This is a genomic window from Dehalogenimonas sp. W, assembly GCF_037094495.1.
Taxonomy (GTDB): Bacteria; Chloroflexota; Dehalococcoidia; order Dehalococcoidales; family Dehalococcoidaceae; genus Dehalogenimonas; species Dehalogenimonas loeffleri.
In genome coordinates this window covers 68,753-82,770 of the sequence record NZ_CP146612.1, presented here as the reverse complement: position 1 = coordinate 82,770, position 14,018 = coordinate 68,753, and the positions used below count along the sequence as shown (strand labels likewise).

11 protein-coding genes are annotated in these 14,018 nt (G+C 52.2%); 5 read left to right on the top strand and 6 right to left on the bottom strand.

Going from position 1 to position 14,018, the window contains the following annotated elements:
• Nucleotides 1–4: 4 nt before the first annotated feature.
• The 3 genes from V8247_RS00395 to V8247_RS00385 are packed head-to-tail and all read left to right on the top strand — an operon-like array spanning nucleotide 5 to nucleotide 3,080.
• Nucleotides 5–1,198 carry an ABC transporter permease gene (locus V8247_RS00395; RefSeq protein WP_338737629.1) on the top strand — a complete coding sequence of 398 codons (1,194 nt, stop codon included), beginning with the start codon at nucleotides 5–7 and terminating at the stop codon, nucleotides 1,196–1,198.
• Nucleotides 1,195–2,298: an ABC transporter ATP-binding protein gene (locus tag V8247_RS00390; RefSeq protein WP_338737627.1), complete on the top strand. Its 1,104-nt coding sequence runs from the start codon at nucleotides 1,195–1,197 to the stop codon at nucleotides 2,296–2,298. The genes V8247_RS00395 and V8247_RS00390 overlap by 4 nt, the downstream gene beginning before the upstream one ends.
• Entirely contained in the window at nucleotides 2,295–3,080 is a 786-nt protein-coding gene (locus V8247_RS00385; RefSeq protein ID WP_338737625.1) for an ABC transporter permease, read from the top strand. Before V8247_RS00390 ends, V8247_RS00385 begins: the two co-directional genes overlap by 4 nt.
• Nucleotides 3,081–3,091: 11 nt before the next feature.
• Here V8247_RS00385 and V8247_RS00380 read toward each other — a convergent pair whose 3' ends face one another.
• From V8247_RS00380 to V8247_RS00365, 4 genes are all read right to left on the bottom strand, one after another.
• Nucleotides 3,092–4,171 (bottom strand): PilT/PilU family type 4a pilus ATPase, encoded by a 1,080-nt coding sequence (locus V8247_RS00380; protein WP_338737623.1) that lies wholly within the window; start codon nucleotides 4,169–4,171, stop codon nucleotides 3,092–3,094.
• Nucleotides 4,172–4,236: 65 nt separating this feature from the next.
• Nucleotides 4,237–5,742, bottom strand: coding sequence for a DUF2779 domain-containing protein (locus tag V8247_RS00375; protein ID WP_338737621.1), 1,506 nt, complete (start codon nucleotides 5,740–5,742; stop codon nucleotides 4,237–4,239).
• A 168-nt stretch (nucleotides 5,743–5,910) separates the two neighbouring features.
• Complete coding sequence (locus V8247_RS00370) at nucleotides 5,911–6,693, bottom strand: adenosylcobinamide amidohydrolase (protein ID WP_338737619.1); 783 nt, start codon at nucleotides 6,691–6,693, stop codon at nucleotides 5,911–5,913.
• Between the two features lie 127 nt (nucleotides 6,694–6,820).
• Nucleotides 6,821–8,203 carry a B12-binding domain-containing radical SAM protein gene (locus V8247_RS00365; protein WP_338737617.1) on the bottom strand — a complete coding sequence of 461 codons (1,383 nt, stop codon included), beginning with the start codon at nucleotides 8,201–8,203 and terminating at the stop codon, nucleotides 6,821–6,823.
• A 331-nt stretch (nucleotides 8,204–8,534) separates the two neighbouring features.
• Here V8247_RS00365 and V8247_RS00360 point away from each other — a divergent pair, with 331 nt between their 5' ends.
• Nucleotides 8,535–9,938: a reductive dehalogenase gene (locus V8247_RS00360; RefSeq protein WP_338737615.1), complete on the top strand. Its 1,404-nt coding sequence runs from the start codon at nucleotides 8,535–8,537 to the stop codon at nucleotides 9,936–9,938.
• Nucleotides 9,939–10,067: 129 nt separating this feature from the next.
• The gene (locus tag V8247_RS00355; RefSeq protein WP_338737613.1) at nucleotides 10,068–12,326 is read left to right on the top strand and encodes a UvrD-helicase domain-containing protein; all 2,259 of its coding nucleotides are present in this window, start codon (nucleotides 10,068–10,070) and stop codon (nucleotides 12,324–12,326) included.
• A 74-nt stretch (nucleotides 12,327–12,400) separates the two neighbouring features.
• Here V8247_RS00355 and V8247_RS00350 read toward each other — a convergent pair whose 3' ends face one another.
• Together V8247_RS00350 and V8247_RS00345 are read right to left on the bottom strand one after the other, a co-directional pair.
• Nucleotides 12,401–13,129 carry an SIMPL domain-containing protein gene (locus V8247_RS00350; RefSeq protein WP_338737611.1) on the bottom strand — a complete coding sequence of 243 codons (729 nt, stop codon included), beginning with the start codon at nucleotides 13,127–13,129 and terminating at the stop codon, nucleotides 12,401–12,403.
• A 131-nt stretch (nucleotides 13,130–13,260) separates the two neighbouring features.
• Nucleotides 13,261–13,986 (bottom strand): sulfite exporter TauE/SafE family protein, encoded by a 726-nt coding sequence (locus V8247_RS00345; protein WP_338737609.1) that lies wholly within the window; start codon nucleotides 13,984–13,986, stop codon nucleotides 13,261–13,263.
• Nucleotides 13,987–14,018: the final 32 nt, after the last annotated feature.

The following is a 14,018-nucleotide window of genomic DNA, read 5'->3' as shown; positions in this document are numbered from 1 at the left end:
GCCTGTGAAATTCAGGTTGCCCCACATAAATACAGGAGCCGACAGCGTCGCCGTTGTCGGCTCCGTGTTTGGTATCGCCTCACTATCCGCCGGCTGGTTCACATTGAAAGCAAACAGGCTGGCCGAAGGTGAGTATTTCAGCGTGGCCTCCGCCGCCGGTAGCGGTGCTTTTTTGATATTGCTTATTCTCTGGCTGGCCTGTTTGTTGCTTTCTTTTTTCAGGCAATGGCGGTTTACCTATCCCTTGCTGGGCTTGACGGCTAATTTGATACTGATTCTAACCGGGCTGTTTATCTCATCTGCAGCTGCCGGGTTACTGGACGGTGCCGGGCCTTCTACCCGGGTAGCCCTGGGCGGTGGCGTATGGCTGACGCTGCTGGCGGTTTATTTTGTTGTTTTTACAGCTTACAGAAATTTAAGCGGACGGCGCTGGCGGCAGCTGGCCGTGGCTTTGTCTGGTAGTTTAGTTTTGATTCTGATGCTGGCCGGGGGTGCCTTTGATGACCTGTCGGTGATGCGGGAGTACGCCGCCAACCATGAACGTTTCGGGCAGGAACTTATTCGCCACCTGGTTCTAGCCGGGGCCAGCGTGGCCGCTGCCGCGCTGGCCGGAGTCGGTCTGGGTATCTGGGCAGCGCGCCGCCGCCGGACAGAAAAATATATTTTCGCCGTTACCAATATCACGCAAACCGTTCCCAGTCTGGCACTTTTCGGATTGATGATTGCGCCTTTATCCTTTTTGTCTTTTCAATTTCCATTTTTGCGGGAACTTGGAATCCGGGGTATCGGCGCAGCCCCGGCGATTATCGCTTTATTTATCTACGCGTTATTACCGATCGTACGGAATACCTTTCTTGGTTTGAAGCAGATTGACCCCGCAGTCATGGATGCCGGTGCCGGCATGGGGATGAATCGCGGTCAGCTTTTTCGGCGTATTGAAATACCGCTGGCTGCACCGCTGGTTCTGGAGGGCATCAGCATTGCCTCGGTACAGGCAGTGGGTCTGACCGCGGTGGCCGCCCTCATCGGAGCCGGCGGGTTGGGCTGGTTCATATTTCAAGGGCTGGGCCAGGCGGCTCCGGACATGATACTGCTTGGGACATTGCCGATTATATTCATGGCTGTCATCGTGGACGGCCTGATGCGTTTGGCTGTAAGTTTTGGCTCGCCCCGGGGACTAAAGCGGAGCAATTCATGATTGAACTGAAAGAACTCACCAAAACCTATCCGCAGACAGCTGCCCCGGCCGTTAACGGTTTGTCCCTCACGGTGGGCGACGGCGAAGTCGCCGTTATTATCGGGCCTTCGGGCTGCGGTAAAACCACCACTTTACGGATGATCAACCGGTTGATTGAGCCGACTTCCGGCCGGATTTTGATTGATGGGCATGACATCAGCGACCGGCGTCCCGCAGAACTGCGCCGTTCCATCGGGTACGCCATCCAAAGTGTTGGGCTTTTTCCACATATGACGGTGGCCGGTAATATCGCGGTGGTGCCGGAGTTGCTGGGTTGGGATAAGGGGCGGATCGGCGCTCGGGTTAAGGAACTTCTAAAGCTGGTTGGGCTTAATGCTGAGACCCACGCCACCAAATACCCACACCAGTTGTCCGGCGGAGAAGCCCAAAGGGTGGGAGTGGCCCGGGCACTAGCGGCTGATCCGCCGATACTATTAATGGATGAACCTTTCGGAGCGGTTGACACTTTAACCAGAGAACGGTTACAGAACCAATTTTTAGATATCCAGCGGCAGCTTAAAAAGTCGGTTATTTTAGTTACGCATGACCTTGATGAGGCTATTCGGCTGGCCGACCGCATTGCCATCATGCGCGCCGGTAAATTGGTACAGTACGATACCCCTGAAAACGTGCTACGCCACCCGGCGGATAAGTTTGTTCATGATTTTGTGGGGTCTGATCGAGCGCTGAAGCGGCTGTCCCGCATCAACATTTTACCGTTTATTCATCCGGCGCCTTCGGTAGCCATTACCGCCTCGGCGGCAGAAACAGCCGAGGCGTGCCGTACCTGCCGCTGGGTGTGGGTTACCGGCACAGACGGCCAGTTGCTGGGTTGGCTGGATCGGACGATGATCAAACCGGGCGTCACGCCCGCCGAGGTCGTGGAAAGGGTGGCTCCGGATGACCTGGCGGTTGGGGAGAATGCGTCCTTTAAAGAAGTTTTATCCCGGATGCTCAGTCAGGGGATTAAAAACATGCCGGTCATTGACCGCGGCAACCGGTTACTGGGTGAAATCCGTATGAGCGATATTGAAAAGGCTACCGCGGAGGGCGAGGGTTGAACAATCGCCTCCGGGGATGGCTGATTATCACCGCCGGGGTGATTGTATTTTTAGTCATAATCGCCAACCCGCAATGGTGGTCCGCCGGCTTAGAGTACCTGTTTCCGGATGAAAGGCAGGTGCTTTATACTCGAACTTCGCTGTGGCAGTTAACACTGGAACACTTGCGGTTGGTAGCTTTATCCAGCGGTTTGACCATGGTTATCGGGTTACCGCTGGGTATCTGGGTTACCCGTCGTTCCGGGCTCAGCTTTCAGCCGATTGTCAATAACCTGGTGTCCATCGGTCAGACCTTTCCACCCGTGGCCGTCCTGGCTCTGGCGGTACCGGTGCTGGGGTTTGGCTTAAAGCCAACCGTATTGGCTCTTTTTCTATACGGCCTGCTGCCGGTGGTCCGTAATACCATTGCCGGTATTCAAGCGGTTCCATTTGCCGCTGTTGATGCCGCCCGGGGGCTGGGGATGAACCGGGGACAAACGTTGTTTCGCGTTGAATTACCACTGTCGGCGCGGGTAATCCTGACGGGCATACGCATTTCGGTTATCATTAATATCGGCACCGCAATGATTGGGGCCGTGATCGGTGCCGGCGGCCTGGGGATGCCGGTGGTCGCCGGCTTGGCCCAGGATAATGTCGCCTATATTCTTCAGGGAGTTATTCCGGCGGCCTTTTTGGCTATTATCATGGACCGAATTTTGGCCGGATTTGAGAGTCTGTTTGCATACGGGGAAGAAAAGACCTCCGCCCCCCGTTTCCGAGAAAATCGCCGGCTGGTTGGCTGAAAATTCACATCTTAACGATGAGGGTCATAATCCGGCAATAGTAGTTGCTGCAGTCTGGCCGGACTGGTGGCGTGAAGAATGCCTTCATCTCGGCTGATGACGTTATGGCGAATTAGGCTGGCTAAAGCCTGATCCATTGTCCGCATGCCATCCTTGGTGCTGACCTCAATATTGGATTGCAGGTCAAAAACCTTTTCATCCCGGATCAGCCGCGATACCACTGGGTTGTTTAACATTATTTCAAATGCGGCGATACGCCCACCGGTGAGGCGATGGAGCAGTTTCTGGGATAGTACCGCCAAAAGAACCTGGGACACCTGGTAGCGTATCTGGCGCTGTTGTTCCGGCGGAAATACGTCCACCACTCGGTCAATGGTCTGGGCGGCGTCCACCGTGTGCAGGGTAGCAATCACCAGATGCCCGGTTTCTGCGGCCGTAATCGCGGTGCTGATGGTATCAAGGTCCCGCATTTCACCGATGACAAGCACATCCGGGTCATGTCTCAGATTATGCACCAGCGCAGTGGCGAAGGATATGGTATCGTCACCCAGATCGCGCTGACGGATGAGACATTGTTTGTTGGGGAATAAAAACTCAATCGGGTCTTCAACGGTGACGATATTACGCTTGACTGTTTCGTTGAGGTGGTTAATCATGGCCGCCAGGGTGGTGGATTTACCGGTGCCGGCGGCTCCGGTAATCAGGATTAATCCCCGCGGTTTGGTAATGAGTGATTTACAGATCTGTGGCAGTTCAAACTCGTCAATGGAGGGGATTTTGAATGGAATTGGCCGGATGGCCAGACTGATGGAACCTCGTTGCCGGATAGCACTGACTCGGAAACGGGCGATGCCGCTCATGCTATAAGTGAAATCCAATTCCCGACGTTTAGCGAAAGCCGTTTTCTGGTCGTCGGTGGTAATGCGTTCAAAGATTGTTTCCAATTCTTCCGGCGTCAGCGGCGGGATTTCCGGTAGGGGGATGAGTTCTCCGTCTATGCGCAGCACCGGCACGCTGGGTACGGTCAGATGCAGATCAGTCGCGTTGCGGGCGACGATGAATTCCAGTAATTTTTCCAAAGGAACGGACATGGTACTTTCCTCCGGAATTAACAGTAACAGCCGATGTCACCGGCGTCAATAGTACCTAAGTATATTCAAGCCATGTCATTAGTACTGTTTGAGTCGGCCACCAACCCCCGCAGTACCTCAATGATGCGCACCATGCCTTCCGTATCTTGGCCGCAGTACTCCAAAAGGTCTTCAAACAGGGCGGTTTTGGCTTCAGCCGGGGTGTCGTTGCCGAAGGCTGCTTGAAAATATTTCAGACTGGCGATTTGGCCGTTGCTGATATTGAGGCGGTCGTAACCGATGCCAGTCAGCGCCGGTAGGACATATTTGAGCGAGGCGCTGCCTTGCTGGGCCGGATGATAATAGTGAAATGCCCGAAAGGGGATGATAAGGTCGGCCATTCGGGCTACAACGTCAGTCACCCATTCCCGGTAATCAGGGAATTCCGCCACCAGTTCCTCCATTATTTTTTGTTCAAAACTTTGGTTATAGACAATGACCCGGCCGCCCTCGCCCATGGCTGAATGCAGCGCACTGACGAACTCGGGCCGGGGGTCAGCGTTTCCCTGATACAAAAAGTGATGGTGCTCCAGCGGGCTTTTTTCATCGGCGGTAATGTGCAGTGAGAATTGAAAGGGGATGTTCTGGTACGGCCTTGTACCGTCAAACCGGGGAACAGCGGTAGCGAAGGTCTCAAAGTCCAGATAATAATGGGGATAAGGCAACTGCTCCAGAAATGAGGCTATTTCTCTGATATTGACGTGCGGCTGACCTGCTCGGATACAATGCTGTTGTATCTGTTGTTTGTCGTTTAATTCAAAATCCTCCGGGATTTCGGTGATGGCCGTGATACCCCGTCGTAATAGTCCGTCTATCTTGTCGCCGATCCGGTACAACCCCGTCACCGGATTCTCCGGAAGTGCCTGCCAGCATTCATTTTTTAGCGGACAGGTATAGGGAGAATTACAGGCACGGCTGATGATCGGGTCGGGGGGTGTGCCTGCCATCGTCAGCAACATGTCTTCAACCATATCAGCCATGCCGCCGGTAAGTTCAGCCACTTCCTCGGTGATATTCGTATCCAGGAAAAGTTCCGCCGGATCAATTTCACCGTGTTTAATAAATTCCCGGTTTAAGTACATCAACCGGCAGCGATTAACACGGAGGCCGTACTGGGTACAGACATAGCGCTGAAAAGCGACATCGGCGATGTTTTCATCCTTGACCGAGGTACCGCTTTTAACTTCAACGATGTCCCAGGTGCCGTCCGCCGACGGTGAAAGGATATCTATTCGGGCGTATAGCTGACCTGACTGGATGGCGGCTTCAAAGATGGGATTGCGTTCCCGGAGGCAGGCCGATGTTTTGGTTAACATCTCCCTGAAACCCAGTCCGGCCATATCAATCCCGGCTGGAAAAAGCTGCTTCGCCAGTTCGCCCACCTCGTGACCCTGGTCAAATGTATGCTGGGTGACCATATCCGGTGGCGGCAGCCGTTGCGGCTCGTTGACATAAAACCATAAATAACGCGGGCATTGCAGTCCGGCCATGAACTTGGACTTGGTCAGCAGTTTACCGGAGCGGTTATTCATAATTTTATTGTAGTCTGCCTTTACGGTATTGTCTAACGCATATTGAATGTCGTTCACAGACCGTGGTTCCGATTGAGCTTGTCCATAGTGCGGAGTAGTTTCAGAGTCAGCCGCTGAAAAAGCCGGGGCGCTGCCGACATTGACATTCCAGCCTGTTAAGGCGTTAGATTAAACGTCGGCGGTGCGGGAATTATTTATCGCTTCAGTTACCGCTTTGGTAACCGCACGGGCCATAAGCTCTCCCAGTTTGACCTGGCCGGAAACGTGCCAGCACTCATCACCGTCGCCGGACACCACGCAGATCTGATCAGTACTGGTGCCGGTTGCCTGCCACTCCGGGTGATAAGAACTGCGAACATCAAGGTCCAGCAGTGCCGCTGTTTTAGCCTCGGTAATGGTGATAAATGCTGAAGCCAATGCTGCCTGTCCTAATTTGGCGCTGGTGAGCACAATAATGTTGATGGTGCCGGGAGACGGGAAATCCTGTTCCTCAAACGGTTGCCAGTTGCCGCCGCGTTCAATACCGAATGCGGTATCCCGGCCGACCCGGATGGCGTTGGTTTTGACGCCGGCCGTTGCCCAGACCTGCACCCACACTTCTTCAAAAGATTCTTCTGCCACGGCTTGCCGGTCCATATTAACGCCGGTGGACAGTACTGCCGCCTGCTGACCCGGCACAATTGCCAGTAGCGGTTCACGGTGAATCCAGCGGAAGTAGTGGCCGAAGGTCAGACGGCGGTTATCCATGACATACCAAAGGTCCTGCGGGTGATAAAAATTGCATATGGCCGATACTCGCCGATAGCCCTGATAGGCGGTCAGGGCCGGCCGCGGTTCCGGTAGCTGCAATACCAGAGTATTGGCTTCCAGAGGCCAGACGTTATGGGTGACAATTTCCGCTCTGATACCGTGGCTTTCACCGACAAGTTCCCGTTTAACTATTTTGGTCATAAAGCCAGGCTACCTCTCGCATTGGCGTGTTTGTAAAAGCGTAGCGTTTCTGGTGTTATCGGTCAACCGCGATTGGATACGGAGCCGTTTGTTTGTTAAATGATGTTTAGAATGTGTAATTGAGCGTTCAAGGACTTGAACGCCAGTATTTCAGGAAACGCCTGAAGCCCCGCCACAGCTCCGGCGGCGTTGGTTTCAGCCGTGTAAAATAGAGCGGCATACGTTTAAGGCTGAACCATAACGGCCGCAAGAAGTAACCGTTATAAAGGTCAGCGAAGGCGCCGTCAATCATATCCCGGGGGATTTCCAGATAGTGAGAGTTCATTGCCGATAAATTGGTCATGTCCGCCCACTGCTTTAGATTTTGGGGTGGTTTAAGCAATCGTTCTTTGACACAATAGTTGTATAACTCGGTACAGGGGAATGGCATATAGGGCATGTACTGGTATGGCGGCCGCCCCAGTCGGCGAATGAGCGCCTGGGTTTGTCGGAAATCGTCCACCGTTTCGGTTGGTAATTCGGCAATGAAGTAAAGCCGGGGCATGATGCGGTGTTTTACCAGTCGGGCGACTGTCTTTACTACGGTTTCAACACCGATACCCTTTTTGATGAACTTAAGCATTCTGGTTGATCCGGTTTCCACCCCCAGACCGACTGAAACGCACCCGGCGCGGGACATCAGCGAGATGTCGTCATCTGTCAAACCGATGCGGGAATCACAGTCCCAATATACCGGCAACTTCCGCTCAATCATCAGGCGGCAGAATTTCCGTAATCGGTCCCGGTTGCCGGTAAAAGTGTCTTCAAAAAAGCGGATGAACCGGATGTCGTATCGCTGGTACAGGATTTCCATCTGGGCGAAGATACGTTCAGCCGAAAGTTCACCGATATAGTCTTTGTGGAATAACGGGCTGTAGCAAAAGGTGCACTTTCCGGGACAGCCCCGGCTGGTATTGAGTGCTTTGTCCCAGTATTTCGGTACCTCAATCAGGTGCCAGGCAGGGTCGGGCAGTTCGTCCAGGTTGTCAATGAATGGCCGCGGGCGGTTTATTACTGTTTCTCGGCCGCGTTTCCAGACTAGTCCGCTGATATTTTCCAGATGTGGTTCCGGTGACTCAAGCTCTGCCACCAATTCCCGCAGAGTATATTCACCGGCACCGACGACCACAAAATCAATGACCTCTTCGGCAATGGTCTGTTCCGGCAGGACACTGGGGTGGGCGCTGCCCCAGACGATTTTAACCTTCGGATTAAGCCGTTTGAAGGCGGCTGACTGGTCCAGTGCCTCCCGTATTATAGGACCGGTTAAAACCGAAAAGCCGACGATATCAGGGTTAAACTCCTGAAAATCTTCCGGGTCGCGCCGGTCCACCTGATTATCATAAATCAGCACTTCGTGCCCTGCCTGTTCCAGCACCACGGCGATATACAACAGGCTGTTGGGGAAGACCGAGTGATGGCCAAAAATGGCCTTGTCTTTATTAGCGGGATTAACCAGCAGTATCTTCAAAATATATTTCCGATTAGTTTACCTGGCTATTGCAGATGCCGGTACACACCGGCGATGACCCATAACACCATAAAGATGACAAAGGCAATGATAATCACAATGATTGCATTTTCCAAAGTGAGTGAATTATGAAGGAACGGGTACCTTTCAGGCAAATTGGGGCAAAAATGTATTGACAAGAAGAGAAAACAGGGTATAATTTTACGACTGGTTATAAAAAGATATATCTTGGTGATAAAACGGTAGGCTAGGAGGTGCTGGACGAGTGTAACTATAATGAAAATCAACTTGCGAACGAATCTGAACTAAAAAATGAAAGGGAGAAAATTGTATGTCTATTTACCATTCAACCGTCAGCCGCCGTGAGTTCATGAAAGGACTGGGATTGGCCGGAGCCGGTCTGGGCGCAGCGTCTCTGGTCAGTCCAAAATTCAACGACATTGATGAATTGACTTCGTCCGAGGCAACCCATCCCTATAAGAGATGGTGGATTAACGAAAATGAATATGAGGATATCACCTCGCCTGTAGATTGGAATGTTTGGCGGTCCTATGATCGGAAAGCACATCCGGGGCCTGATATGTTTGCTACTGGTCCGATGAGCCCTAAATTGCGAGAAGCCCGAGCCGAACGCCATAAGCAGGGCATTTTAAATAACTGGCCTGGTACCACCCTTCGGGACTTGTCACTTGACGGGGCAACCGGGGGGAATGCACCCGCTATACCTTGGGACTCAAATAGCGCTTCCTCGCCGGAATCCCGCGGAGCCACCGGGCCATGGCAAGGCTCTCCGGAGGAAAATCTCCAGACGTGCCGCGCGGCAGCTCATTTTTACGGTGCGCCCAGAGTCGGCGCCATCGTTATTAACGAGCATATGAAGCGGTTGTTTGATGGTAACGTCGTTTGGGAAGATATTGATACGGGGTTTATTGACGAGCAGGGTGTGTATCACGTACCGAATAAGTGCAAATATATTCTGGTGTGGCTGGTTAAGCAGAATTACTATATGTCTACTTTGGCACTACGTAATAATCCAAAGGACCCTTGGTACAATACGGTTTTCCGTCAGGGTAAGGCAGCGGAGAATCAGGCATATTCGCATGCTCCACAGGTCAGAAATCAGCTCACCAAATTTATCAAAGGGCTGGGGTATCAAGCCCTTAAACCGGCAGCAACGGCTAATGTGCCTTTTGGGGTTTTTGCGGGAATTGTTGAACAGGGGCGCGCTAGTCATGCGTGCTCGCCGGATTACGGTAATATGATTCGTTATTGCGATTTCGCCGTTACTGACATGCCATTGGCAGCTACTCGTCCAATTGATGCTGGAGTAGTAAATTTCTGTAAGTCATGTAAACGATGCGCTGAAAACTGTCCGTCCAAAGCCTTGTCTTTGGATACAGAACAGACTTGGGATACGGTGGACTCGGCCAATAATCCCGGTCACCAATGCTGGCCGATGAATTGGACAGCCTGTAATGATTTTGGCGGACCTTTCGATTGCGTTAATTGTCATACCATTTGCCCGTTTAATCATCCTGAAGACGCGATTATTCATCCAGTCATCAGGGCTACCGCTGCAACGACTACGCTTTTCAACGGCTTCTTTGCTGAAATGGACAAAGTAATGGGGTATAGCGATCAGCGGAGCGATGAAGAGCACCTGGCCTGGTGGAGTCGTAATCTGAGCAATTGGAAGGAAGATTCATTGTTGGGGTTCGGCGTTAAGAGCTGGTAGGTCCCTTCAAACCCCATCATAATGAGCGGGAGGGTACACAACCCTCCCGCTTTTAATTTCTGAACATAATTGAAATATTCATCAACCTCACCTGAATCAAGACCGTCAATAATGCTATAATGGGCGGCTTTGAATACAGAATTACTTAACGCCTTAAACCCTGACCAGCGTAAAGCGGTTGAATCAATTGACGGGCCAGTTCTTATTGTCGCCGGCCCCGGGTCCGGTAAGACCCGGGTCATTACTTACCGCATCGCCTATTTGATTAATGTGGTTGGTATCAGGCCTTATCATATTTTAGCGGTAACCTTTACCAATAAGGCAGCCAGGGAGATGAAGGAACGCCTGGAAAAGCTGGCGCCTGGTTCCATTAAAGACATCACTATGGGCACCTTTCACTCTATCTGCGCCGGAATCCTGCGCCGCGAGGGTGAAGCCATCGGTATTAACCGTGATTTTGTCATTTTTGATGCCGACGATCAGGAAAAACTGCTAAAACGGGCCGCTGAAGAGATTGGTGTTGACCCTAAGAAATTTCCGCTGAAAAAGATTGCATCGGCTATTTCTCATGCCAAGAGCCAGTTACAGACTCCAGAAAGATTTCGGGATAAATCCCACAGCTATTTTGATGAAATTGTCGTCCGGATGTATGAGCACTACGAAAAAATGCTCCGAGCGAACAATGCCGTGGACTTTGATGATTTGCTCCTGAAAACAGTTTTTCTGTTTCAGCGGCAGCCGTCGGTACTGAAACGCTATCAGGAACGTTACGTTCATATCATGGTGGATGAGTTTCAGGATACCAACCTGGTGCAGTATGAATTGGTTAAGCAGTTGTCCGGGCATCACCGTAATATTGCCGTTGTCGGCGACCCTGACCAGTCTATCTATTCTTGGCGGGCGGCAGACTTGAGAAATGTCTTTAATTTTGAACGCGACTTTCCTGACCGGTCGGTCCACTATCTTGAGCAGAATTACCGCTCCACTGATACTATCCTTCAAGTGGCTTCGGGTATTATCGCCGACAATCGGGAGCGTAAAGAAATCAAGCTGTGGACGCAGAATGAACCGGGCGACAAGGTGTGCCTCATTGAAGCCTACAATGAACAGGAGGAGGCACAGATAGTGGTCAGGGAAGCAGAGCGCATGAGCGCGTCGGGTAAATACCGTCTGGCTGATATGGCTGTCCTTTACCGCACCAACGCTCAGAGCCGGGTTCTGGAAGAATCTTTTATCCATTACGGTGTTCCCTATAAACTGGTAGCCGGTACCCGGTTCTACGAACGGCGTGAGGTCAAAGACCTTGTTGCCTACTTTCGGTTGATTCACAATCCTGCAGATTCGGTCAGCCTGATGCGCATAATCAATGTGCCCACCCGCGGCATTGGTGACAAATCCATCGTGGACATGCAAGCCTGGGCCCGGCAGCGGGACCTGACTCTTTGGCAAGCCCTTGAGGCCGCCTCAAGCAGCGATGACAAACCGCCGCTGACTTCCCGTGCGCTGGCTGCCTTTGACCATTTTTATCGGCTGATACAGACGCTTATTGAAGACAGTCGCCAGTTGTCTCTGCTTCAGTTGTTTGGAGAAATTTTGGAGCGCAGCGGTTATCAGTTGTATTTAAAAACTCAACCTGATGCCGAGGAACGGCTGGAGAATATCGCTGAACTGCGTACGGTTGCGGAACAGTTCAATAATCTGCCATCGGGCGATGCACTGAGCTTCTTTCTGGAAAGCGTCAGTCTGGTTTCAGACGTAGATAATCTTAAAGAGAACGAAGGTGGCGTAACCCTGATTACTCTCCATCAGGCCAAGGGCCTGGAGTTTCCGGTGGTGTTTATTGTCGGCATGGAGGAAAGTGTCCTGCCCCATTTCCGTTCACTGGAAGATCCTTCTCAAATGGAGGAGGAGCGCCGTCTGTGCTACGTCGGGGTGACCCGGGCTCGACAGCGTCTATATCTTTTGCGGGCTTTCCGGCGTAGTATGATGGGCAGCAGCAAGGTCAATGAGCCGTCGCGATTCCTGGGTGCTATCCGGTCAGACCTGACCACCGGATCTCTGCCAAAAGCGGATGCGCCTAAAACGCAAACTGGTGTCAAGAAAATTTATGAATATTCCACCCGTCAGGCCCAAACACCTCCCCGGATGGAAACTAGGCGACCGGCTACCTCAATGGCTCCAGTTGTTTCAGCCGGTCGGCCGGTTAAGTCGGATAGACCAGTGGCTCCGCTGTTTAAAACCGGCGACCAGGTCAGTCATCCAATTTTCGGTGATGGCGTAGTTATCAGTACTATGCCGGTCAAGAACGACCACGAGATCGTGGTGTCTTTCAAGACGGTTGGGTTGAAAAAGCTGTTGTTGAGTTTTGCCAAACTGACCAAAGGGTAAATTACAGTTTAAGGTACAAGAAAAAGCGCCCCGAATGTGGGGCGCTTTTTCTATCTCCAGAAGGCTGGGAAACGCTATTTGATATTATAGATAACCTGAACGGTGACAGTCACAGCAGTTTCTCCGGGCAGGATTGGGGTGACGGAGCCTTCTTTGTTGTCAAAGGCAGGGGCTTCCACTCTTGCACCGCCGCTGGAGGTTTCAGCGACATAAGTTACCTTGCCCAGGCTGACGCCGGTTACCCGGGCAATTTGCTCTGCCTTGGCCTTGGCATCCAGCAATGCCAGCTCGCGGGCATCATCCTGAGCCCCGGCCAGGTCGTCAATGCTGAAATAGATGTTGTTTACCCGCACGGCGTTGCCGCCTGCGGCTACTGCGGCGTCAATAACGCTACCGGTTTGGTCAATGACACGAACTTTAACTTCAACCGTATTGGAAACCTGATAACCCCGGATAAAGCTTCGCCCGGTATCCTTGTCATAATCATACACCGGATAAACGCTGAAGCCTTGAGTTTTGATATCCTTGTCTGGCACTCCGTGAGCTTTTACGACGGCAATTACCGCGTCCATGGCATCAGCAGTCTGCTGGTTGGCGTCGCTCAAGTTTACCGCTTCCACCTGGACTCCAAGCGAGATATTGGCGGTGTCCGGGGTTACCGACACTTTGCCGTTGCCGCTCACCCAGATTCCAGATTGCTGATTGTTGCCGGTCGCAGCCGGCGTAGCAGCGCAACCGGCGGCGCCCAATCCGAGAGCCACCAGCATTACTGCCGAGAGCAACACCAGAAATTTCTTGTTCATCATAATTCTCCTTGTTAAATAGTTTCACCATATATAACGGCGGATGAATGACGGGGATAGGGGATAAAAATTATTTGTAATACAGGTGCTCGCGTTCGGGTATAAAGAAGCGGTGAAGGAATAGTCGGGGGCTAGCCCCCGACTATGAACAGAATGCCTGAAATCAATAGCACACCCTCAATGATATAGGGGAAAACCCTGTCTGAGACCCTGTCCAGCAGCTGTTTGCCCAGAAAAGTGCCTAGGAACATTACTGCGCCGATGCTCAGTCCAATCAGCACCGTATTCAGGCTCAACAGGTTGTATCCACCGTAAACACCCAGCTTGGTAATATGCATGACAACGGTGGTCATAGCTTCAGTGCCGATATAGGCACCTTTGACCAACCCGTATGCCAGGAAGAATGGCGCCGCTACCGGACCGACAACGCCCATTATAGCCGACATCAAACCGCCGGCAGCACCCAACGGCAGGAATCCTTTCAAGTTCATGCGCTGGTTTTTGCCCCAGTTGGTATGACGGTACACGATGATCAACAATAGGAATATTCCCAGTACCCGTGTCAAAGCTGTTGCCGGAGCGGTGGCAAATATTATTCCGCCGATGGTGGCGGCAGGTATTGCCCCCAGAGCGAAACGGCGGACTACCGCCCAGTCTAACTCGGTCCGGTTCAGGATAACCCGCCACAGGTTGCCCATGAGCTGGGATATGGTCAGGATGGGGATGGCATCCTGGACCCCGAAAGCCAGTACCAGCACCGGCAGCATGATTATTGCTCCGCCAAAGCCGGCGACCGCCGCAACCGTAGAAGCCGCCAGCGCGGCTATAATGATCAGTATTATCAGCGATATTTCCATAGAATGGACGATTATTGATTAAACGACGCACG